Below are 25,001 nucleotides of genomic sequence, written 5' to 3' on the forward strand. Positions count from 1 at the left end.
TTTACCATTCTGATGCAAGATAGAAGAATCTTTTTTTATAAGAATAGTTCGCTGAATATTTCAACCATAAGGTCTTCCTTTACAGCCAGCGACAATATTTTATTGTGTTTAATGAATGAAGGCAAATTTTTCGTATAGCTAATTGGCTTTTCTCTGAATGCTTTTATTGTCAGATTAAAAAATTCCAATGAATCATACATCTTAAACCTTTCTATTCCTACCTTTTCAGCTATAGATTCGAAAAATCTTATGCATATATCCTCATAATCAGCTCTTCCCTTCATATCAAGTATGTTTTCAATTCTAGGCATAATTTTTTCGAACAGAACCCTATCAAAACTTGCATCTCCAAAACCAAGTGTCTCAGCAATTTTTTCGATCTTGCTTCTGTTAGTTAACATATAATTAAGAATCAGCTCTATAAAACTACCCTCGTGAGGAATGCAGTAATATTTAAATCCCTTCAGCTTTTTAAAAACTTTCATTGTATCATAGTATCCAAGTTTTATGAGCTGATCAGCTTTTTCTCTGTTAAAATCCAGCGCTCCTAACATACCGCCCAAACTTCCTTCAGCCGGCTGCACATATGTAATTTTTATGTCCTTTTCTCTTACTCTTCGAACAACTCCCATAGCCATTGTTCGCACAGCAATTATATCCTTGTAACCTTTTTTATATAGCAAGCCAATAGGAAGATTATTATAAAATCCTCCATCCAGATATTTTTTGCCATCCATCTCTTCAATTCTGAAAGCAGGCAAATTTGCACTTGCAATTAAAAAATCTATAAGTTTTCCCTTAGGGATGTCATCCTTATAAAGCTCCAAAGGTTTTTTATCTGTTAAATCAACCGTTACAATTCCAAAATCAACCTTTGAATTTCTGATAACATCTTCATCTATATAAGTATCAAACAATTCACGTATCCTAGATGTATCCAGCCCTCGATTATTTAAAATTTCTCTGGACTGATGAAGAAGATATGAAAAATTTATTTCTTGCAGATTAAGCTTTCTCAAATCCTTAATTGCTTTTTCGTCTATATCAAACAATTCATAGGAATTGATGCCGTACCAAACCTTCTCCAATAAATTGTAATCTCCCTGAACCATCATTGCACCATTTATGGCACCTATTGATGTTCCAGCTATTCCACCTATTTCTATGCCAAGCTCCTTCAGCGCTTTAAAAGCACCGACGTGGTATGCACCTTTGGCGCCTCCGCCCTCTAAAACTAATCCATACATTTTATTTTCCTACTCTATAGATAATAATTTTACAGCACTTACACCCTTGATCTTCTTGAGTTCTGCAATTACATCATCGACTGACCTGCTTATATCAGATATATCCAGAGACAGATTAACAGACGCTTTTCCATTTATGGGAATACTCTGGTTAATTGTAAGAATATTGACATTTTCTGAAGACATGCAGTTTAGCACAATTGACAACACTCCTTTTTCATGCTTGAGCATCATGGATATGACAGCCTTTCTTCCAATTGAGTTTTCCGAAGGAGAAAAAACATAATCCTTGTACTTATAATAAGTGCTTCTGCTTATACCGACCATTTTGACTGCTTCACTGATGCCTTTAACATTTCCGTTGTTTATCAAATTTCTAGCTTCAATAACTTTTTCATAAACATCAGGTAAAATTTTCTTGCTTACTATCAAATACTTCCTTAACATATGCCCACCTCTTGAGTTTATATTTTGAATTAATATTCTATTATTACACCTTCTTTATCTGCCGATAAATACTTTATTTCCCAATTATATTTCAAATTCATTATACTATGTTTTATAGCATTTGTAAAATCTGAGTTTACAATAATATTCATCAATGTCGGTCCTGAGCCGCTTATAAAAAACGCAGAACTTCCGTTTTCCCTGCATATTTTTTCAACGTCTTCAAACTCATGTATCATAGCCTTTCTGTATTTCTGATGAAGAACATCCTTTAATGCAACATTGATAACATCAATATTTCCTTCCTCCAATGCTTTTAAAAGCACTGCCGTCCTTGAAACATTAAAAATCGCATCCTGGAATGGTACATCCTTTGGCAGAAGCTTCCTTGCCTCACATGTAGATGTTTCAAAATCTGGTATAACAGCGCAAAATTTTAGCTTCTCGCTAATGTTGTAATGCATGCTGAACGGAGTTCCACCATCCATTATTGATGCCGTAAGTCCGCCGTAAACCGCAGGCGCTATATTATCAGGATGCCCTTCAATATTTACTGCAATTTTGAAGAGTTCATCCTTAGACAGCCCTCCTTTTAGAAGTGCATTCGCTCCAAATACCCCCCCCACAATACATGCAGAGCTGCTTCCAAGGCCTCTTGAAACAGGAATGTTTGTATTCATACTTACCTTCAGGCCTTTAACTGTTCTGCCTATTTCTTCGGCAGCTATCATAAATGATTTATAGACTAAGTTGTCTTCATTTATATATTTTTCCGGGCAGCCTTCAATAATAAGGCCTTCATTTATTTCTTCAAATCTATATATGTTGTACATATTAAGTGCAAGCCCTAACGTATCAAACCCTGGGCCCATATTAGCCGTAGTTGCTGGAACTGTTACTTTAATCATTTTATCTCCTTGCTGCAGCCAATCACAAACAATGCATATAACATCGTTATTCTGGCTATTTATAACGAAATTTCTATTCTGCTATTTTTTTTACGAAATCTTCCATTTCTCCCTTTTCACACACTGCTGTATGGATTACCTTCTTGTTTTTCAGCCCCCTTAAATTGTTGGGAATTGAAACTCCTGTTTTCTTAAAAAGTTCCTCCATTATTTCAAATTCATCCTTGTCAGACTTACCGTACAAAGACTCATAAACACTCCCTGAAAATTTGTAAGGGCTTGCTGTAGACATAATTACACTTACAGTTTTGTCCTTCGTTTCTTTCTTGTAATCCTCAAGTGCTTTGTACGCAACAGCGGTATGAGTATCTAGAAGATAACCGTAATTTTCAAATGTTTCCTTAATTGTCTTTTCAGTATCGCTTTCAAAAACACATTCAGCATAAAAATAATCTTTTATCTCTTTTTTAATTTTATCAGACACTTCATACCTGCCCTCTGTGCTTAGCAGTTCCATAAGCGATTTAACTTCTTCATTATTCTTACCGCTCATGTAGTATAAAAGCCTTTCCAAATTGCTTGAAACTAATATATCCATGGAAGGAGATATTGTTTTATAAAATTTCCTGTTCCTATCATAAATCCCTGTTTTTATAAAGTCATATAATACATTATTTTCATTAGAACCGCATATTAGCTTGTTAACAGGTAGCCCAAGCATTTTTGCATAAAATCCGGCCAATATATTGCCAAAGTTTCCTGTTGGGACTGAGAAATTAACCTTGTCCATCATTTTTATTGATCCTCTTTCCACAAGTTTCATATAGGAATAGAAGTAATATACTATTTGAGGAACCAGCCTTCCAATATTTATAGAATTTGCGGAGGAAAATATTTTGTTGTTTTTCTTGAGCTCGCATATAAGACTTTCATTTGTAAACATCTTTTTTACGCCTGTTTGCGCATCATCGAAATTTCCTCTGATTGCACATACGTAGGTATTGTTTCCTTCCTGTGTTACCATCTGCGTCTTCTGCACTTCGCTCACTCCACCTTCAGGGTAAAACACGGCTATTTTTATTCCATCAACATTTTTAAAACCCTCTAGTGCAGCCTTTCCTGTATCTCCTGACGTTGCAGTAAGTATTATTACCTCATTGCTAATATTATTCATCCCATATGAAGCAGTCATCAAATGAGGAAGTATGGAAAGCGCCACATCCTTAAATGCCGACGTTGGGCCGTGGAATAGCTCTGTGATATAATTATCTCCAACCTTTGCCACAGGTGCAATTTCATCTGTACTAAATTTTCCCGTATATGCTTTATCAACGCATTCTTTAATTTTATCTTTCGAAAAATCATCCAGCATTTCCTTAAGGATAGTCTCAGCCATTTCCTTATAACTCATATCCTTAAGTTTTTCTATATTAATTTTTATGCTTTCCAGATTCCTCATTACATATAGACCACCGTCATCAGCAATGCCTTTTAGAACTGCAATAGATGCCGATGATTTTAAATTTGAATTTCTTGTACTTTCATAAGCTTGAAACATCGTTTCCTCCGTTGTCTTTCTAATAATATTCTATGATACACTGTTCTTGAAATTATTACAAGTGTTTTTTAAAATAAAACAAAACTAATACAAAAAATATTTTGTGCAGCACCTTTTTAGTAAGCTTAAAAGTTCTGGTTTTCAAGGACTGCAATCTATGATAAAATGACTTCAAACATATTTAATTACTAGGTTTATGAGGTGCCGAAATGAAATATATAAGTATAATTGGATCTACTGGTTCAATAGGAACACAAACATTAGATGTTGTAAGAGAACATACGAATGAGCTTAAAGTATGCGCCATATCAGGCAATACTAACATAGAGCTTCTTAAAAAACAGATAATCGAATTTGATCCTGAAATTTGCTGCGTAATGAACCCAGAAAAAGCAATGCATCTTAGAGACATTCTCCCATCTGATGCAAAGACTGAAATTGTCCATGGAATGGAAGGGCTCATTGCTGTTGCAGAACTTCACAAAAGCGATATACTGGTAACCGCTGTATCGGGAATGATTGGTCTCAGGCCAACCACAGCCGCAATAAAAAAACATAAAACTATTGCATTGGCAAACAAGGAAACACTGGTTACAGGCGGCAGCTACATAATGAATCTTGCCAAAAAATATAATTCTCCAATCATCCCTGTTGACAGCGAGCACAGCGCAATTTTTCAAAGTCTGATGGCTAATGACAAAAAATCAATTAACAAAATAGTTCTGACAGCCTCAGGCGGACCTTTCAGAGGAAAAAACACCGAATTTTTAAAAAGTGTAACTATCGAAGATGCATTAAAACACCCTAACTGGTCAATGGGGAAAAAAATAACAGTTGATTCTGCTACATTAATGAACAAAGGACTTGAGGTTATTGAAGCTAAGTTTTTATTTGACGTTAAACCTGAACAAATAGAGGTTGTCGTTCATCCGCAAAGTATAATTCATTCAGGAATTGAATTTATAGATCATTCAACAATCGCACAGCTTGGCCTGCCTGATATGCGGGTTCCAATTCAATTTGCTCTGTTTTATCCTGAGCGCGTCAATAACAGCTACAAAAGTCTTTCCCTAACTGAAATAGGAAATTTGACTTTTGAAAAACCAGATATTCAAACATTTAAATGTTTGGAACTCGCATTTAACGCATTAGCTGAAGGCGGTACAATGCCTGCAGTACTAAATGCTTCAAATGAAATATGCGTCAACTTATTTCTAAGTAAAAAAATAAGTTTCCTCGACATAGGAAACATTAATGAAAAAGTAATGCTTTCACACAAGCCTTATGAAATTGATTCTGTTGAATCCATTTTAGAAGCAGAAGAATGGACAAAAAAGAGGATTATAGAAATTATAAACTAACATACATTAAAGACATGAAAAGTCAGGCTGTTGGAAAAATTAAGCCAAATCAAAGCATACTGCTGTCATACTTACTATGTGCGTGAGGATATTGTTCATAGCAGCCTGATAATTTTTTTTCGTCAGCCTGAAAAACCTGTTGTTCTATTTTTTAAGTATTTTATAACTTTGAAACCTATTCAAGCATATCTTTTATCGCCCTGTTGTTTATATCATCATCAACATTAACTATTACTACATCCATACCTATTTTTAATATCTCTTCCCACTTCACTCTTTTTGCTTTTGATTTTCCAAGCATCCCCATAAATTTACCGGCTTCTTCTATGTAAAAAGCCTGAATTTTACCTGCTTTTGTATCTATTTCTACATCGTCAAACCTGCCCATAATTTCACCATTTTTTATATTAACAACATCTTTCTCCATCAAGTCCCAGTAATTAGTCAACGCTTCCACCACCCTTATAAAATAATGCCATTTATTTATAGAGTATGTACACTTTCTTTTATTTATGACATATCAAATAAAAAAGGATTCATGATTGCCACAAATCCTTCATATTTAATTTATACTACTTAAACCCTTTTTTAAGCTGTGTCAAGGCAGATTTTTCGAGACGAGATACCTGAGCTTGAGATATGCCTATTTCTTCGGCAACCTCCATTTGTGTTTTGCCTTTGTAAAAACGCATGTCAACTATTTGTCTTTCACGGTCAGATAAATTATTTATACTGTCCTCCAATGTTATTTTCTCAATCCATTTCTCGTCTATGTTTTTTTCATCTTTTACCTGATCCACTACATAAAGTGCGTCTCCGCCGTCATTATATATGGGTTCAAACAATGATATGGGCTCTTGTATAGATTCCAGAGCAAAAATGATATCTTCCTTATCCACCCCTATTTCATTAGCTATTTCCATTATTGTAGGCTCCTGCGAGCTACCGGATGTAAGTCGTTCTCTGGCCTGCAATGCCTTATACGCTGTATCTTTCATTGATCTGGAAACTCTTATGGAATTATTGTCTCTTAGATACCTTCTTATTTCTCCTATTATCATTGGAACAGCATATGTAGAAAACCTTACGTCAAGAGACAAATCAAAGTTATCAATGGCTTTTATCAGACCAACGCAACCGATTTGAAACAAATCATCAACAGGTTCATTTTTAGAGTTAAATCTTTGAATTACGCTTAGAACTAATCTTAAATTTCCTTTAATAAACTGATCTCTAAGCTCATTGTCGCCTTCCTGTATTTTCTGTATCATACCTCTCATCTCAGATGGCTTGATTGTTGGCAATTGAGAAGTATTAACGCCACATATAACTACTTTGTTCATCATCTTCGTTTTTCCCCTTTAAAAATATTATCCCCCTTAAAAATTATTTCCCGGTATATGCTTTTTATACTGCCTTATTGATTTCCTTTTTTAGTCTATTAAGTATTTTCTTTTCAAGGCGAGATATGTAAGATTGAGAAATTCCAAGCATATCAGCTACTTCTTTCTGTGTAAAACTCTTTGAATTATTAAGCCCAAAACGCAATTTCATAATTGTATATTCTCTTTTATTTAATTTTTTGATTGAGTCATTTAAAAGGTTTAAATCAACTTCATTTTCCATATCTTTAAACACAATATCTTCTTCAGTCCCTAAAATATCAGACAGTAAAAGTTCATTTCCATCCCAATCAATATTCAATGGTTCATCCAGTGAGATTTCTGTCTTTGCCTTTCCCACACGCCTTAAATGCATCAAAATTTCATTTTCAATACACTTTGAAGCATACGTTGCAAGTTTTATATTTTTCTCAACTTTAAATGTATTAACTGCTTTGATAAGTCCAATTGTTCCTATGGATATTAAATCTTCTACATTAATACCGGTGGATTCAAATTTCTTGGCCAAGTATACAACCAGCCGTAAATTATGCTCAATTAATATTGTCTTGGCATCTTCCGAATCTTTTAGTTTAGATATTATTTTCTTTTCCTCTTCCTGGGATAATGGAGGCGGCAGTGTATCACTTCCTCCTATGTAAAATACATCCTGTGCAAATCCCAGCTTATCTATAAAAAAGTTAAATATTTTTTTCAAAAAATCTTTAACGTGATTTAGCAAGCTCATTATTTTGTTCCATCTCCCATTCTAGTATTTTGTTAAACAACAACGCGTCGTAATCCTCCTTCTGACTTATTTTTTCAGGATATATTCCAATAACAGCATTAACATTAGCAATTTCATCATGCTTACTTTTAATTTTCAAATTATCTGGAGTAAGTATAACCAACTTTTCTCCCTTGCTGCTGATTGTATTATATCTGATTATCTTTAATTTCTTGTTGCCATACTCATTTAAAAGTTTTTCATAGTTGCATTCTTTTTCATTATAAAAATGTAAAATTGCTTTATATAGTTCTTCACCTAAAATATTTCTTATACTGTTAATATTAGTTACCATTACAGGTTTTCCTGTCATTGGGTCTACAAGTTCATTACCTGTGTCTATAAATGCATTTAGATTTTTTTCACATTCTCCGATTTTTATTGTTACTGTTCTCATATAATTGCTTTTATCAATTCTACTTTTAACTTCTCTAAAAAAGAAATGCAATGCTATGTATCCCAAAAATAAGGATATTATAATTGCATTAACAGTTAACCTATCATATGTCAGATAATATAAGGCAGTTATGACACCCACCATTATCAATGATATTATGTAAAAACAAAGCACAACCCTGATGGTATTAAGAATTCCTTTCGAGTCAAATGCTATTGTTAACATCAAAATGGAAACACTGAATTTAACAATAAATCCGATCATGAAATCTTTGCTAATATAGGCTGCCAATATAACATATGCCGCGCCTACAATAGATGCGGCAACCAGCCTCTTATAGACAATTACTTTCTTAATAAGCTTACCTGTAATAAACAGCAGTATAAAATCAATTAGAAAATTTTCAGCGAAGACATATTCAACATAATAAACCATATATACCTCGCATAGTTATTAATAGTGGTAGTTTACTTACCTCCCATAAATAACTCTTATTGATACATTACAGGCGAAAGAGAGGTATTCCGCCTGTAATAAAATAAAAATAGCTGGTAGAACCGCATGTTTATTTAAGCAACTATGATATTCATTATAATGTACTTAACAAAAATATTTTGTCATAACCTGTCTTTGAAAATAAAAAAAATGCATGGTTTATGAATATGTCCATGCATTTCTATATAGCATTGTTATAAAATTATGATTTTATTTTTTCTATCATTTCTTCCATATTTTTGCTTTTTTCAAATCCTTCTGTCAAAGCAACAGTTTTAGAGGTATCTCCTATGAGTATTCCTCCTGCCAGAATTTTGTTTTTGAAATAAAGTTTTTTGAAATTATTTCCATCAAATTCCTCATAAGTTTCATATTCAGTATTAGGATCAGATCCAACATCTCCTATTGAAAACACCTTAGTTCCAAAAGCATTCAGTGTTGTTGAAGGGATAATTGTATTGTATATGTAGTTTCCGCCTGCTGCATTAATGCCTGCTGTTTTCCCTTGTTCAATTGCTTCACTCCAAAGTGCATAATTTATCCCGTCATACTCTGCGCAATCTCCGCAAGCATACACGCGATCAACACTTGTTTCCATTTTATTGTTTACGACTATTGCCCTTTTAATTTCAATTCCGTTTTCTTCCGCTATACTGCTGTTTGCTCTTACACCTGTTGAAACAACCACAACATCGGCGTCTACAGTTTCACCGTTGTCCAAAAGGATTCCTTTTACCATACTATCTCCGGTAATTTCCTTTGTACCAATACCTTTTTTAAAAACTATTCCCGCTTTTTTTACAATGTCCTCTAAAATTTTGGAAGCCTCCGGATCAAGTTGTCTTGGAAGAATTCTGTCTGCAACCTCAACAACCGTCACATTAAGCCCTAAATTTTTCAGCTCGTTTGCAATTTCAAGTCCAAGAACCCCTCCACCTATAACAGCTCCTGTCTTTTTATCCTTTGCATATTCTCTTATAGCCTTGCTGTCTTTTGCATATCTTAATGTAAACACACCATTTTTATCTCTTCCTGCAAAAGGAGGCACGAATACCTCTGCACCAGATGCTATTATCAGAGTAGTATAATCCAACTCTTCTTTATCATTCATAATTACTTTTTTATTCTTAACATCAATGTGTGCTACTAGTTTATTCAATAATAGCTTAACATTGTTCTCCTTAAGCCATTTATCATTTTTAATCTCTAGCGATCCTACATCTATGCTTTCATTGCCCAGCATCTTGGAAAGCTGAGGTCTGTAGTATCCCTTCACATCCTCTTTAGAAATAATTGTAAGCTCGCACTTATTATTTCTTTTTCTTATCTCAGCAGCAGCGCTCATTCCGGCACCGCTAGCACCTATAATGACAATTTTTTCATCGCTACTTGATTCGACCAACGTATCATCCTCAGTATCTTCAAGCTTTACAAAGTATTCAGGGCCTACACCGCACACCGGGCAGGTCTTAGGCGGTTCAACACCTTCAACTATTTCACCGCATACTGTACACTTCCATTTGTATACCTTCGACTTTTCACTATTAGATAACATATTTCCTCCTAAAGATTTCATAAAGTTTTGCTAAGATATGTTATACCCTTTTTTTAAAGTACTTAAACGCCACATTTTTTGTTTCAATAATTTTCTATTTATAAAATAGGTCATTTGACAATAAAAAAGAGGCTATCTCATTTTTTGAGATAGCCTCCTTATGCTTTATTTAACTGTTATGGCCACACTTTATTAGCTTTCATTCCGGTCCAAAGCTCATCATTGTCTTCTTCATAGATATAGTCGTGGCTGTTGGTTGCTTCCATTACAGCTTCATAGTACCAATCATCACTTGTCATATCCGGCCAGAACATAGCGTCAGGATGTATATTTTCTTCAGGAACTGCTCTTTCTAATACATTGTTTATCAATGTCATAGCTTCAGCTCTTGTTATATCTTTTTCAGGTTTAAATGTCATATCTGGATAACCTTTAATCCATCCTTTGATTTCCGAAGATGTTATATACTTCTCTGCCCAATGTCCGGTTATGTCTGTAAATTTCGTAGTATTTTGTAGCTCGAGCTCGTCGAACTTAGCTGCGATAGTTGCAAATTCTGCTCTTGATATAGGATCTGACGGTCTGAATGTTCCATCCGGATATCCTTTTATTATACCCGCATTGTACAGTGTCGAGATCGCACGGTTAGACCAGTCATGGCCTTCCAAATCCGTAAACGGATTCACATCACTCAGCAACTCGTTTCTGCTTTCATCTGTAAGAAGTCTGTAGAAAATCATGGCAACTTCTTCTCTTGTTATCAATCCCATAGGCTTAACTTCTCCGTCAGGATAACCTATAACATATGCGAAGTGGTCATTTTTCTCCAGATCCGCCAACGGTACTTCCGGATCTTCGATGATGGTCGGAGTTCCTCCGCCTCCACCACCGCCACCGCCGCCGGTGTAGGTATTTGTTACAGTAAAGCCATTAATGCTTGCTTTGTAATTAGAAACTGCATTTTCAGTGACAGTATAGGTTATTTCATCTCCGGTTTCAACATCATATCTAGGAACCGTAAATGTATGGTTTGTATTACCATTGGTTAAAACAATCTCATCAACCTTAATACCATCTGCCAAAAGATTTATTGTAACTGAAGGTCTGCTTGAAGGACCGTCCACCCATACTTTAGTTACAGCAATATTTCTATTAACATTATCCATGTTATATAATAAATCTATTGTTGTAGTTGTTATAACATTTATGGCTGTTCCTGTTACCGCTGACCCTGTTACAGCCGAGCCTGTAGTGATGTCTACTACTTCTTCAACCTCTACAGTATCGATATGCTTCTCATAATCAAAGTATGTGTACCCGTTTTTATTTCCTAGAACTACATAGTGCTGGATATCTATTCCTTCACCATCATGTACTACTTCAGAATCATCCATTTCTCCGGTTGAGTCTTCAGTTATATAATTTTCGGTTCCGAAATCCTGCTCATAGCTCCAATTAACAACAAATTTGTCGGATTTGATTTCCTCATACTTTGCATAATAGAAATCAATTACATTATCATCAATGCCCAAAGTTATAGATTTTTCTGTTTGACCTACCTTGTTATAACCTGAGAAATCCTTAGAAACTTCAGTTACCTTAGTACCATATATTGCACTCTTTGTAACTGTTTCCATAGGGGTTTCTTTTCCAACTTCCCAGTAATTCACAGTGTATTCAACAACTTGAGCTGTGTTAGTTACTGTAAAGCCTTCATAAATGCTGCCGCTGATTTCAGTATTGTAGCCTTCCATTGCAACCTCAGATATCTGGTATCCAGAGTAACTTATTGGACTAAAATCTTTTTCATACTTAGGCAGCTTAAACGAACTGTTCCAATCATTGTCTGCGTTTAAAGTGAGTTCGTATTCTGTTGACTCACCTTCAGCCTTCAATAATTTAACTGTTACTTCATTTCCAACAGGGCCTTCCCATACCTTTGCTACAGGTACGTTGATAGCTTCAATATTGTATACTCCAAAACCATCACTTATACCCCAGTTTTCTACTACTGAAATATATCCGTCAAGAACTTCCTCTACAACTGTGTGCTTGGAGTAATCAATTTCATTGTTGTCGTCATCATACATTGGAACTGTGAATGAACCCAACCAACCATTTTCATACGACAATGTAATTGTATCTGCTACTTTGCCATATTCATCAACCAAGCTCAGTGTAATATTTTCCGGCCTTAGTAACGGCTTTATACTGTAAATTTCATTTTGAGTCTGCTGCCCTTCACCATCAATCCAATATTTTATTACATCGATTTCTCTTTTGGCATCAGAATCTAATCTCCATACTGCATACAAGGTTACATCATCTGCTGGCATTGTAAATGTAGCATCTTCTACATAATCTGCTGTTGTTGCTTCGGCATTCGTACTCCATCCAAGGAATTCGTATCCTGTTCTTGCTAGAGTATTTTCACCAAGTACTGTTACTGTGTTTCCTACATTGTAATCCGCACTGTCTTCAGGTGCTGATCCACTTGTATTTCCGTTTCCATCATAGGTCACGTTATAGTCATTTGCTGACCACTGTGCCGTATATGTTACACTTCCTGTTACAGTATCCGTTACTTCCGGACTCCATTCTGTAAATGTATATCCTGGATTTCCTGTAATCTCACCTTCAAATTCAGGTGTGTCAGTTCCATATACTAAATCTGGAGTTGATTGTACTTCAAATGTTCCCTGGGTTCCAGGATCATATGTTACTGTGTACTTATCCTGGCTCCACTGTGCCGTATATGTTACACTTCCTGTTACAGTATCCGTTACTTCCGGACTCCATTCTGTAAATGTATATCCTGGATTTCCTGTAATCTCACCTTCAAATTCAGGTGTGCCAGTTCCATATACTAAATCTGGAGTTGATTGTACTTCAAATGTTCCTTGGGTTCCAGGATCATATGTTACTGTGTACTTATCCTGGCTCCACTGTGCCGTATATGTTACACTTCCTGTTACAGTATCCGTTACTTCCGGACTCCATTCTGTAAATGTATATCCTGGATTTCCTGTAATCTCACCTTCAAATTCAGGTGTGCCAGTTCCATATACTAAATCTGGAGTTGATTGTACTTCAAATGTTCCTTGGGTTCCAGGATCATATGTTACTGTGTACTTATCCTGGCTCCACTGTGCCGTATATGTTACACTTCCTGTTACAGTATCCGTTACTTCCGGACTCCATTCTGTAAATGTATATCCTGGATTTCCTGTAATCTCACCTTCAAATTCAGGTGTGCCAGTTCCATATACTAAATCTGGAGTTGATTGTACTTCAAATGTTCCCTGGGTTCCAGGATCATATGTTACTGTGTACTTATCCTGGCTCCACTGTGCCGTATATGTTACACTTCCTGTTACAGTATCCGTTACTTCCGGACTCCATTCTGTAAATGTATATCCTGGATTTCCTGTAATCTCACCTTCAAATTCAGGTGTGTCAGTTCCATATACTAAATCTGGAGTTGATTGTACTTCAAATGTTCCTTGGGTTCCAGGATCATATGTTACTGTGTACTTATCCTGGCTCCACTGTGCCGTATATGTTACACTTCCTGTTACAGTATCCGTTACTTCCGGACTCCATTCTGTAAATGTATATCCTGGATTTCCTGTAATCTCACCTTCAAATTCAGGTGTGCCAGTTCCATATACTAAATCTGGAGTTGATTGTACTTCAAATGTTCCATGGGTTCCAGGATCATATGTTACTGTGTACTTATCCTGGCTCCACTGTGCCGTATATGTTACACTTCCTGTTACAGTATCCGTTACTTCCGGACTCCATTCTGTAAATGTATATCCTGGATTTCCTGTAATCTCACCTTCAAATTCAGGTGTGTCAGTTCCATATACTAAATCTGGAGTTGATTGTACTTCAAATGTTCCTTGGGTTCCAGGATCATATGTTACTGTGTACTTATCCTGGCTCCACTGTGCCGTATATGTTACACTTCCTGTTACAGTATCCGTTACTTCCGGACTCCATTCTGTAAATGTATATCCTGGATTTCCTGTAATCTCACCTTCAAATTCAGGTGTGCCAGTTCCATATACTAAATCTGGAGTTGATTGTACTTCAAATGTTCCTTGGGTTCCAGGATCATATGTTACTGTGTACTTATCCTGGCTCCACTGTGCCGTATATGTTACACTTCCTGTTACAGTATCCGTTACTTCCGGACTCCATTCTGTAAATGTATATCCTGGATTTCCTGTAATCTCACCTTCAAATTCAGGTGTGTCAGTTCCATATACTAAATCTGGAGTTGATTGTACTTCAAATGTTCCTTGGGTTCCAGGATCATATGTTACTGTGTACTTATCCTGGCTCCACTGTGCCGTATATGTTACACTTCCTGTTACAGTATCCGTTACTTCCGGACTCCATTCTGTAAATGTATATCCTGGATTTCCTGTAATCTCACCTTCAAATTCAGGTGTGTCAGTTCCATATACTAAATCTGGAGTTGATTGTGCTTCAAATGTTCCCTGGGTTCCAGGATCATATGTTACTGTGTACTTATCCTGGCTCCACTGTGCCGTATATGTTACACTTCCTGTTACAGTTGCCAATACTTCCGGACTCCATCCTGTAAATGTATATCCTGGATTTCCTGTAGTCTCACCTTCAAATTCAGGTGTGGCAGTTCCATATACTAAATCTGGAGTCGATTGTATTTCAAATGTTCCCTGGGTTCCAGGCTCATATGCTACTGTGTACTTATCCTGGCTCCACTGTGCCGTATATGTTACACTTCCTGTTACAGTATCCGTTACTTCCGGACTCCATTCTGTAAATGTATATCCTGGATTTCCTGTAATCTCACCTTCAAATTCAGGTGTGTCAGTTCCATATACTAAATCTGGAGTTGATTGTGCTTCAAATGTTCCCTGGGTTCCAGGATCATATGTTACTGTGTACTTATCCTGGCTCCACTGTGCCGTATATGTTACACTTCCTGTTACAGTTGCCAATACTTCCGGACTCCATCCTGTAAATGTATATCCTGGATTTCCTGTAGTCTCACCTTCAAATTCAGGTGTGGCAGTTCCATATACTAAATCTGGAGTCGATTGTATTTCAAATGTTCCCTGGGTTCCAGGCTCATAGTTTACTGTGTACTTTCCAACCTCATACCCAAAATACACAGTATGGTTTTGTTTTACAGCATTAATAACAACATTTGATGGATCTTCATTTCCACCATGGTTACTTGACTCTTGCAAATATTCATACCCTAGCAATTCAGTACTGCCAGACAAATAATCCTTGCTGATACTATATGAACCAAATGGCAAAATTTCACTGCCATTATCAGAATATTTCTTCTCATATAGTTTTTCTGCTAAATCAGGTCTGCTAGCTATTGATCCGCTTACTGTAATAGGGTTACCATCTTCATCTACTAAATATGCTATTATCTTTATACTTCCTGTATCACCAACCGACACTTCCGGAACTTCAAAATCATTATTTGCACTATCACCATTTGCATTTGTATAAGTTATGGTTGTTGTATCGTTAGTAGGATAATACGTATCCGGTAATGCTTCGGGTTTGATATCAACATAATAGCTCATAGTTACAGGGGAACCTTCTGCAATGTTACCAACATTCCATGTAATTGTATTAGGCTGTGTAGTCGTAATACTCGTAATAGTTCCTTGCGATATAACTACATCAGCAGTATCAGCTTCAGGCGTTCCTAGAACCGCCCATGTTGGAGGATTAGATTTTTTAAGATCAAACATATCTCCCATAGGATCTACTATAACTGCATCTGATGCGGCATAAGCTATGCTTCCAGCAATTTCTCCAAAAACTTGATTTAAATCTTGAGTACTTGCAGTATATGCTTTATCAGGGCTAGCTATGGAGTTTAATACGGCATTTCCTGAATTACCTGCATCCAAGCCAATCGTGTAGATAATTTGGCCTTTATCCTTAGCAATTTTTGCTTCAGAAATTGCGGCATTTCCTGAATTGTGATAATAACTGTTATAGTTTTTTAGATATGGATTGTCACGCGAGCCGTTTCCTCCTACTATTGATATATATACATCTTCTAAATACTCTCTCAGATTATTTCCTGTCCCTTCAAAATTATCATAGTCAAAATCTTCATATGAGGTATTAGTTGGATTTTCATAAGCTGTATAAACATCTCTGTACCAGTCACCATTATCCTTATATCTCCAACTTTGATCATCTCCACCAGGGTAGCGTAAAGTATATTTTGTATCATCTGCCATGGCATATCCATACGTAGGCTGACCATCACTTAGAAGTACAATATTTTTACTCTCAGCAACACTACTATCTAGCATTTCTTCTGCCCTTTTCAGAGCCGCTTGTGTAAATGTGCCTCCAAACGGTACTATTGTACCACTATCATTGCCTCCATCAAGATAACTTAATAATGTATCTTTCTCTGAAGAGTCAACAAATCCTGAATGCTCTGTAATTCTATTTGATGATTGTCCGTCATAGCTGTAATCACTGGAAAATGATATTAAGGCAATTCTTGTTCCAGTGTCATTTTCATCTGACAATAATGAATTAATGAAAGATTTTGCCGCGTTTTTAGCTGCCAACATTTTATCATCACTTTTCATGCTCCCGGATCTGTCAATAACTAAGACTATATCAGAAGAGGTTTCAAGATTAATACCTTCTACGGTAAGATCAATCTTCCACCTTCCATCATCGACCTTAGTTTCTGACTTTGTTAAATTTATAGAGCCCGGTTGATCCCAAGGAATATTTCCATTCTCATCCGTTTCAGCAGCACTCACCAAATTTTCCGGCATTCCCGGCATCAACATCAGCAATGCAATTGTAAAACATAAAATTTTCTTAAACAGGTTTTTTTTCATGATTCGTCCTCCTTTCTTTAGAATTTTTGTTTCTTTATTTCTTTTTTTGTCCGAGTTATTAATAACCATTTGATATGTATCACCCCCTTCCCTATATAGTTACTAATTTTTAATTTCATGGGTTTATATAGAAACAACCAGCCCCTTGAAAAAAGGCAGTTGAGTTCTAGCTCAATAAGTTTGTACTTAATAATTAAAAAAGCTGCAAAATAATTCAATATTTTGCAGCTGAACGGTCATGGCAGTACCCTGCTTTAGACTTCATGGCTTTGCGTCCCAACCTTTCGGCAGGTTTGCCTATATGTAATTTTAGTTATATGTTATATACTTATACCACCAGAATAACACTGTAAACACATTTTTGATTAAACAACTCTTTTTTCTTTTTCGATAAGCCGTATAAACAAATCGGCTATATACGGATCAAATTGCTTTCCTGATTGCTCTCTTATTTCATTGAGTGCTTCTTCTTTGGTCATTATATTTTTGTATGGCCTTTCATTAACCATAACATCATATGCGTCTGCAATTGCAAATATTCTTGCAACTATGGGAATACTGTCCTTTTTTAATAATCCGGGGTACCCTTTGCCATCCCAGTGCTCGTGATGTATGAGAATCAATTCATCTATTGAATTTACATCTCTGAACTCTTTTGCAATATAGTATCCTATTTCACTGTGACGCTTAACATCTTCCCACTCTTCACCGTTCAATGCTCCTTCTTTTTGAAGAATAGTCTTCGAAATGCCTATTTTGCCTATATCATGAAACTCGCACAAAAGTCTGAGTTCTTCTTTTTCGTAAATTGACAGCTTCAATTCTTCAGCCACCATCATAGTAAGATACTTAAGACGCTCGTAATGAGATTTTGTTTCATATGTAATTATTTCAAGCCTGCTTTTAAGAAAACTAATCATAGCTGTTTTTGCTTCCTTGCTTTCTTTAAGCTTCTTGAAATACATCCTGTCCTCTGCCTTTTTTAACACCTTCTTAATGTCTTCATTTTTATCCGTCTTTGTTGCGGCTCCCATACTTATACTTATTTTTATGTAGTCCAAAGAGCTGCTTTCGCACTTACTCTTAATTCGGTCAATAATGTCATGAGCAACTTCTTCTTCTGTTTTAGGAAGAAAAATAATGAACTCATCTCCTCCAACTCTGCTTATAATATCTTCATCTCTTAAAGAGTCTTTCATTATTTCAGCAGATTTTATTAAAGCTCTGTCTCCCATACTATGTCCGAATGCATCATTAATCAGCTTTAGACCATTTATATCTGCCATAATTATACTAATAGGCAACTGTCTTTTTGTGTCTAATCTTGAAAGTTCTTCCTCAAAAAAGTTCTTATTATATAACCCCGTTAGTTTATCTCTATAATACTGTCTTGCCTTATTTTTCAAATCAGTTATTTCATTCTCGATGCCATCAGACACTAATTCTTTTTCTGAGCAATTTTTAATATCAGTAACATCAGCATAGTATGCTACAACTAAGTCTTCGTCATTGCCCTTGTCTGTAAATATGTTAATTAAATACCAGCGGTTCAGTTCATCAATATACATATCGAATTTTAGTGTTTTGTTAGGAAGCATACTAAAGTAGACCTCTTTAAGATACAGCTTATCGGAGTAATCTACAACTATGTCAGAAAATTTTTTGCCAAGAAGTCTTCTGGGTTCAATTTTGACAGCATCGTAAAATGCATCACTGATATATTGCAACACATAATCGATAAAATTGCCTTCTTTATTGTATATTACTTTAAACTTCAAATAAAAATCTGTTGAAGGATACTCCACATCCGCACTCCTTTCGGTTATTACAAACAACTAAGTATTCACATTATAAATTACATGAATTACATTTGCATTTTTTAAAGATTACATTTTAATTTCATTTCAATTACATTTTAGGCACAAAAAAACTTTTCACAAATTATGAAAAGCTCTCGTTTATAGTATGGATAAATTTATATAACAAATTGATGTAGGCATGATGTTTTCTATTAATTGTGCATGTTTTGCATGAATATATCACAACTTATTAGTAAAAGATAAGTTGTTATAAGTATTAATTGCTCTTGCATGGTTATCAAATACTTACATCTGCTTCATTTTCTCCGAAAACACAGGTTGAAAATCTATATCAATGTCATGTAAACTTAGCTTCGTATAGTCCTTTAAATTATTATAAATCCTCTGCTCAATTATTCTTGTACCATCTGATCTGACATTGTGGAGCATGATAAGTATTTGATTTTTATTCCAAAACGTAAACACATCGCCTTTTCTTAGAGAGTTTCTTAAAAGCTCAGACAATTCTCTCATATGAATATTCCTATATCGATTAACATCAATTATACATAAATAATCGTTTTCATTATTTCTTATAGACTTTCTTTTCTGCAAACTGTATAAAAACTTAAATGATTCAATATTACATTGCATTGCACCTAATAAATTTTGATCTTCCAAGTCTTTTCCTAAGCTGTTAATATCAGCGCGGTTTTCTCTGCCGGAATAATTTTGTATTTTTCCCTGCATTTCCACAAAGTGATCCGAGGGCTTTGCATCCAATTCTTTTTTTATGAGGTTTAATGAATACTCATAGTGATTATATGCATTTTTTTGCTGTCCCTGTGCAAGCATTGCTTCCATTAAGCTTATATGTATATTCTCCTCGTAAGGTTCAACAAGAATAGCTTCTTCGCATAATGTAGTGATTTTTTCATTATCATTTTTTTCTTTTAGCAAATCTATCAGCTTGTACAGTGTTTTTAAATAAAGGCGTTGGTAGTAGTTCCTTGTAGGCACAAGCCAGACTTCATATGCATTATCTGACAAGTACAGTCCACTATACATTGAAATTGCTTTTTCATATAATTCAACTGACCTGCTGGCATTAGATTCGTATTCATCATCAGCATGCTTAATAAGGCTTTCAAATTCTTCAATATCAATAACTGTCTCGTCTCCCACTTCCATGCAATAGTATCCGCTCGTGAAACTGATTGTCAAATAGCCTGTTTCCTTTGTCTCTTCAGGCAACATTAGCTTTATTGCTTTTCTCAGTCTGAATATTTGAGTCCGCAACATGTTTTTAGGGTCGTCAGATTCACTATCAAAAAATAAGTTATCAATAATTGTCTCGGGCAACAGTTTTTTATTTCTGAATGTGAGAAAATATTCAAATAATTTGTTCAGCTTGTAGGTACGGCTTGATTTCTTAAGAATAGATTTGCCATTCATTTTCAAATCAAACCCGCCCAATGTATTTACGCAAAGTTTCATATTGTTCCCCCATGTGCAACTTTTACATTTTATTCCATTATAAATGTTATTTTTATATTTTTCAACAAAAAAGATAAAATTTTAGGTATAATTTTTCTTATTACATTTTATTAATTCATTTACAAACAAGGACGGTTTTCCCGGCACAAGAATATTTAATTTCTTTTTAGCTCTTGTCATTGCAACATAAAATACACGCCGTTCCTCCTCCAGCATCTTTTCATATTCTTCAACCGGCATACTGCGTTTTTCGGAAGGAAATTCTCCTTCAATATTGTCAATTATATATACGATATCATATTCCAGCCCTTTTGCACTGTGGATTGTTGACAATGTAACGTTCGAGCCTTCATTTTCCGAAGCCTCTTTTATTACGCTCTGTAAATTATAGATTTTTTCTGTAAATTCTTTGATGTTTGAACAGTACGAGCCTATTTCTTCGAGTATTTCTATTATGTGCAGTGAATTTGCCATATTGTTTCTACCTTCATCCTGCATTCTTTCAATATATTTGATGTATTCTAGATCCAGCTTAATAAACCTTACAGCATCATCCGGCCTTAATTTATTTATATAGTTAATATCATTTTTAAATTGACTAATTTTATCGTATACATAATAATCAAAGTACTTGTAATTATCTAAAATATCAAACACAGTAAGATCGTCTCTGTCACTTTCCATAACAATTTTGCACATACCTTTTGTAAAATATGTATAACTCTTATAGTAAATTCTTGCAAAGGACTCTCTGTCCTTGGGATTAAGTGACAGTTTCAAAAATGCAATGATATCATGCAGCACAGGGCTGCTAAAAAATTTAGTTCTGTCTTCTTTTATATAAAAGTCCGTTTTACTTTCATTAAAATTAATAGCAAGAGTCATTGATGACATATTGTATCTATACAGTATTCCCACTGACTCGCTTTTCATCTCCGACAACTCATCTGCTATAAGCTTAGCCTGTTCTGCTCTCGAACTTACTTTTATAATATTTATTTCATTTATTCTCTCGTTGTTGGTATCTATAGTCTTCCTGTATCTTCCTTTGTTTTTTTCAATAAAGTTGCTGGCTCCTTCAACTATGTTTTTATCCGATCTGTAATTTTTATCCAGATAAAATATTTGACCATCCTTGTACATGTCTTTGAAATTAAGCATAAAATCAGGATAACTTCCTCTGAATGAATATATTGCCTGGTCGTCATCACCAACCATAAATAGGTTGTTATTTGAAATCAATTTTATGATTTCGTGCTGAATTTTGGAAGTATCCTGCATTTCATCTATCTGAATATACTGAAATGTATTTTTTATATATTCTCTGAAATATTCAGAGTTCAAAATAATCTTGTACGCATACAGCAGCATGTCATCAAAATCAATCAACGCCTTTTTGGATTTATATGTTTTGTACGCTTCGTAAATTTTATCAAAACCTTTTATTTCTATTCCATAATCCTTGTGCTCAGCAGGATTAATCATCATGTTATCCACATAACTTATTGTTGATGCAAGATTTTCTATTTCTTCATCGTTGACAAAGTTAAAATAGGATTTTGAATAATGATGCTTCAGGATTTCTCCCAGTACTTGGTAATTATTTGTCAACAAATCAAAATCAATGCCCTTTCTTTTATAAAAACTTCTCACAATTTTATAAGAAAAGGCATGAATTGTTGAAAATTCGGTTCTTGATTTATATCTACCTCCAAAAAAATCCTGAAACCTTTCTTTCATGTCATTAGCGGCCATCTTTGAAAATGTTATGGTAAGAATTTTTTTGTGACATCTGTTTTCATAAAGCAGTTTCCCAGCTCTGGCAATAGCAACAGTCGTCTTTCCTGATCCTGCAGTTGAAAGAACCAGAGCATTGCCTCTGTCAAAGGATACAGCCTCAATCTGCTGATTGTTTAATTTTACTCCGTTAATAGTATTCAAAAAATCAAAGTAATCCATATAGCTCCCGTTTTTATCTCAATTACACCTCATAAAGTGCTGTAAGTTCTATTGTCAGTTCATTCTTCAAATTTTCTTACTAATTCATCAAATAGTTCTGCAGTTTTTATCTTTACCGGATAGCAACCTTCAGTTTCACTTCTGTGGTGAGCCTTTATGCATGTGCATTCCAGGGAACCAAATTCTTTTTCAAAATCCTGAACAAAAGACTTAATTACTTCTTTCATTGTATCGTTCGTTGATGGTTTATCTTCTGTAAACATAACTCCCAGTGCAGCAACAGCTCCCAAAAGTGCTCCGCAAGTCTTCTCTGACTGCAACCCTCCGCCAAATGGACATACGGCCTTTATAATTTTCTCATCAAGCTCCAGCTTGTACCTTTCATTTGCAGCCATCATAATAATTTCAGCACAATTATTATGATAAAATGGTCTTTGTTCCTCGGGATAAGCAAGCTCAAGCTTATTTAATTTGTCTACTGTTTTCTTCATACATACCTCTACATAAGATATATCAGCATGCTCATAAATGCTGTTATAATCATTCCTCCCGCCAATACAAGGCAGACAATTCTCATAAATGTATTTGATCTTTTACTATACTTGTTCATTTTATCCCTCCATAATTTTTACATATTAATGATATATATTTTATCATATTAATTTTAATTTTAATAGGTTGAAGTTTAATTAATTTTATTTGTAATTTATTTTTGTTAGTGTATAATTGTTAGTATACAGTCTGAACCTGTTGAAGGGAAGCCCTCAGCAGAGCATATTCGAGGTTAATATATTATGATATATAATAAAATAAAGAAGTCAAAACGTAAAAAAACAACAGCAGCTTTAATCGTAGTTATTGCGATATTTATTATCATCTCGGTAATGGAAGCAATAATCGAACCTGAAGGATATGTAAGACCGGACTATCCTGAAACTGATATTTCATCAATATTAGAAAAGGATAGCTTAACCCAGGAGGACTACAAGAAACTGTTCTACCAAACAGGGCTTGGAAAAACTGCCGTAGATGAAATACTAAAATCTGAAGGTGGAAAATTAAAATTAATTAAATTTCAGCAGAATTTTTTTAATAATATTAATGTATTATGTGAAAAAATAGGAATAATAACCAGTCAGGAATCTATTGTTAATGATGAGGGCAATCCGGCTTACGGCTTTGACCTGGCTCCGTTTAAAAATGGATATGTGCTTATAACAAAAGCCACCCACTCCATAGGTTGGCGTCATGGACACGCAGCCATAGTAACAGATGCAGAAAACAATGAAACCTTGGAAGCTGTAATCCTTGGAAGCAATACAAGGTTTCAAAATATAAACAAATGGAGAGTGTATCCGTCATTTATAATGCTTAAATTGAAAGATACATCTCAAGATTCTCTAAATGAAATAGCTGAATTCGCAAAGAAAAATTTAAATAATATTACTTACGGCCTCACTATAGGGCTAACCAGCAAAAAAAATCCCAGTCCTAAAGATATAAGTTCAACACAGTGCTCACACCTTGTGTGGTACCCTTTCATGCAATTTGGATATGATACCGACTCTGACGGATCATGGCTGGTAACACCTAAAGATATTGCAAACAGTGACTTGTTTGAAGTTGTGCAAATATACGGTGTCGATCCCAAAGAGATTTGGCCTTAAACGATTTAACCTTCAAATTATTTACAGCATTATGCAGCTACTGTAAAGCATAAAAAAAGCACTTCATAAAGAAATGCCTTTTTTTATGCTATATTAATCTTCTTTTTCTGTTGTGTCCATACTTTCAAAGTCATCGTAATCATCATATTCATCATCAAAATCAAAATCATAGTCATCATCGTAGTCTTGATAATCGTCATCTTCTTCTCCGATTTCAAGGTCACCGAACAATTCTTCTTCTACAGTTGATAAATCTTCATCCAATAAATCTAAGTACTCGTTAACTTCATCTTGTTCTTCAACTATGTCACTCATTGCATCGGCAATTTCTTCAACTACATCCATCATAGCATTGAATAATTTGCCTTCCTTTGTGTCAGCCTTAACATCCAATCCATCAGCCAACCCTCTTAAATAAGAAATCTTTTCATACAAAAAATCCATGACTTACCTCCTTAAACTCTTGATAGATATTCACCTGTTCTGGTGTCAATCTTGATTTTATCACCTATCTCAACAAACAGAGGTACGTTTATTTTTGCCCCTGTTTCGACTATAGCAGGTTTGTTGGCACCGGTAGCTGTATCTCCCTTGAAGCCAGGTTCTGTTTCCTTTACTTCAAGCTCAACAAAGTTTGGTGCTGTTACTTCAAATGGCTTGCCTTCATAGAACCTCATCTGGGCAAAATCATTCTCTTTGATATATATAACAGCTTCCGCAACCTGATCATGATTTAATGGGATTTGTTCAAATGATTCAGGGTCCATAAAATAATATAATTCTCCGTCATTGTACAAATATTGCATATCCTTTGTTTCTATACGTGCTAGCGGGAATTTTTCAGTTGGGTTGAATGTTTCTTCTCTTATAGCTCCTGTTATAATATTTTTTAATTTAGTTCTGACAAAAGCTGCGCCTTTACCAGGTTTAACATGCTGAAAGTCTACTATTTGCCACAACCCATTATTCCAAGATATAGTAATACCCTTTTTAAAATCACTTGCTGTAATCATTAGTTGTCTCCTCCTTATGTATATTATAACCAG

At 35.0% G+C, this 25,001-nt stretch carries 18 protein-coding genes and 1 riboswitch; of the genes, 2 read left to right on the plus strand and 16 right to left on the minus strand.

The window, feature by feature from the left end; genetic code table 11:
• Positions 1-35 precede the first annotated feature (35 nt).
• The 4 genes from RBQ61_RS13775 to thrC all read right to left on the minus strand — a co-directional run bounded on the left by RBQ61_RS13775 (position 36) and on the right by thrC (position 4,160).
• Positions 36-1,247, minus strand: a complete 1,212-nt coding sequence (locus tag RBQ61_RS13775) for a patatin-like phospholipase family protein (RefSeq protein WP_308137813.1) — start codon at positions 1,245-1,247, stop codon at positions 36-38.
• A gap of 9 nt (positions 1,248-1,256) precedes the next feature.
• Positions 1,257-1,694: an ACT domain-containing protein gene (locus RBQ61_RS13780; protein ID WP_308137814.1), complete on the minus strand. Its 438-nt coding sequence runs from the start codon at positions 1,692-1,694 to the stop codon at positions 1,257-1,259.
• A 29-nt stretch (positions 1,695-1,723) separates the two neighbouring features.
• Positions 1,724-2,602: a homoserine kinase gene (gene thrB, locus RBQ61_RS13785; RefSeq protein ID WP_308137815.1), complete on the minus strand. Its 879-nt coding sequence runs from the start codon at positions 2,600-2,602 to the stop codon at positions 1,724-1,726.
• Between the two features lie 73 nt (positions 2,603-2,675).
• Entirely contained in the window at positions 2,676-4,160 is a 1,485-nt protein-coding gene (gene thrC / locus RBQ61_RS13790) for a threonine synthase (protein ID WP_308137816.1), read from the minus strand.
• Between the two features lie 209 nt (positions 4,161-4,369).
• Here thrC and RBQ61_RS13795 point away from each other — a divergent pair, with 209 nt between their 5' ends.
• Entirely contained in the window at positions 4,370-5,521 is a 1,152-nt protein-coding gene (locus RBQ61_RS13795; RefSeq protein ID WP_308137817.1) for a 1-deoxy-D-xylulose-5-phosphate reductoisomerase, read from the plus strand.
• Between the two features lie 175 nt (positions 5,522-5,696).
• Here RBQ61_RS13795 and RBQ61_RS13800 read toward each other — a convergent pair whose 3' ends face one another.
• From RBQ61_RS13800 to RBQ61_RS13845, 10 genes are all read right to left on the minus strand, one after another.
• Positions 5,697-5,969 carry a YlmC/YmxH family sporulation protein gene (locus RBQ61_RS13800; RefSeq protein WP_308137818.1) on the minus strand — a complete coding sequence of 91 codons (273 nt, stop codon included), beginning with the start codon at positions 5,967-5,969 and terminating at the stop codon, positions 5,697-5,699.
• Positions 5,970-6,093: 124 nt separating this feature from the next.
• Positions 6,094-6,867: an RNA polymerase sporulation sigma factor SigG gene (gene sigG, locus RBQ61_RS13805; protein WP_308137819.1), complete on the minus strand. Its 774-nt coding sequence runs from the start codon at positions 6,865-6,867 to the stop codon at positions 6,094-6,096.
• A gap of 61 nt (positions 6,868-6,928) precedes the next feature.
• Positions 6,929-7,651: an RNA polymerase sporulation sigma factor SigE gene (gene sigE, locus RBQ61_RS13810; RefSeq protein WP_308137820.1), complete on the minus strand. Its 723-nt coding sequence runs from the start codon at positions 7,649-7,651 to the stop codon at positions 6,929-6,931.
• Positions 7,629-8,522 carry a sigma-E processing peptidase SpoIIGA gene (locus tag RBQ61_RS13815; protein WP_308137821.1) on the minus strand — a complete coding sequence of 298 codons (894 nt, stop codon included), beginning with the start codon at positions 8,520-8,522 and terminating at the stop codon, positions 7,629-7,631. Before RBQ61_RS13815 ends, sigE begins: the two co-directional genes overlap by 23 nt.
• A 262-nt stretch (positions 8,523-8,784) precedes the next feature.
• Positions 8,785-10,137, minus strand: a complete 1,353-nt coding sequence (locus RBQ61_RS13820; protein WP_308137822.1) for an FAD-dependent oxidoreductase — start codon at positions 10,135-10,137, stop codon at positions 8,785-8,787.
• Positions 10,138-10,313: 176 nt separating this feature from the next.
• Positions 10,314-17,033 (minus strand): Cna B-type domain-containing protein, encoded by a 6,720-nt coding sequence (locus tag RBQ61_RS13825; RefSeq protein WP_308137823.1) that lies wholly within the window; start codon positions 17,031-17,033, stop codon positions 10,314-10,316.
• A 220-nt stretch (positions 17,034-17,253) separates the two neighbouring features.
• A riboswitch (cyclic di-GMP riboswitch) is annotated at positions 17,254-17,341 on the minus strand.
• A 57-nt stretch (positions 17,342-17,398) separates the two neighbouring features.
• A complete protein-coding gene (locus RBQ61_RS13830; RefSeq protein WP_308137824.1) occupies positions 17,399-18,838 on the minus strand; it encodes an HD-GYP domain-containing protein in 1,440 nt (479 codons plus the stop codon).
• A 300-nt stretch (positions 18,839-19,138) separates the two neighbouring features.
• The gene (locus RBQ61_RS13835; protein WP_308137825.1) at positions 19,139-20,329 is read right to left on the minus strand and encodes a bacterial transcriptional activator domain-containing protein; all 1,191 of its coding nucleotides are present in this window, start codon (positions 20,327-20,329) and stop codon (positions 19,139-19,141) included.
• An 81-nt stretch (positions 20,330-20,410) separates the two neighbouring features.
• Entirely contained in the window at positions 20,411-22,288 is a 1,878-nt protein-coding gene (locus RBQ61_RS13840) for an ATP-dependent helicase (protein WP_308137826.1), read from the minus strand.
• A gap of 59 nt (positions 22,289-22,347) precedes the next feature.
• A complete protein-coding gene (locus tag RBQ61_RS13845; RefSeq protein WP_308137827.1) occupies positions 22,348-22,779 on the minus strand; it encodes a C-GCAxxG-C-C family protein in 432 nt (143 codons plus the stop codon).
• A 303-nt stretch (positions 22,780-23,082) separates the two neighbouring features.
• Here RBQ61_RS13845 and RBQ61_RS13850 point away from each other — a divergent pair, with 303 nt between their 5' ends.
• Positions 23,083-23,955, plus strand: a complete 873-nt coding sequence (locus RBQ61_RS13850) for a hypothetical protein (RefSeq protein ID WP_308137828.1) — start codon at positions 23,083-23,085, stop codon at positions 23,953-23,955.
• Between the two features lie 93 nt (positions 23,956-24,048).
• Here RBQ61_RS13850 and RBQ61_RS13855 read toward each other — a convergent pair whose 3' ends face one another.
• Together RBQ61_RS13855 and efp are read right to left on the minus strand one after the other, a co-directional pair.
• Positions 24,049-24,399: a CD1247 N-terminal domain-containing protein gene (locus tag RBQ61_RS13855; RefSeq protein WP_308137829.1), complete on the minus strand. Its 351-nt coding sequence runs from the start codon at positions 24,397-24,399 to the stop codon at positions 24,049-24,051.
• 11 nt (positions 24,400-24,410) lie between these two features.
• Positions 24,411-24,968 (minus strand): elongation factor P, encoded by a 558-nt coding sequence (gene efp / locus RBQ61_RS13860; protein WP_308137830.1) that lies wholly within the window; start codon positions 24,966-24,968, stop codon positions 24,411-24,413.
• Between the last annotated feature and the right edge of the window lie 33 nt (positions 24,969-25,001).

The organism is Sedimentibacter sp. MB35-C1 (assembly GCF_030913635.1).
In the GTDB taxonomy this organism is placed as follows: Bacteria; Bacillota; Clostridia; order Tissierellales; family Sedimentibacteraceae; genus Sedimentibacter.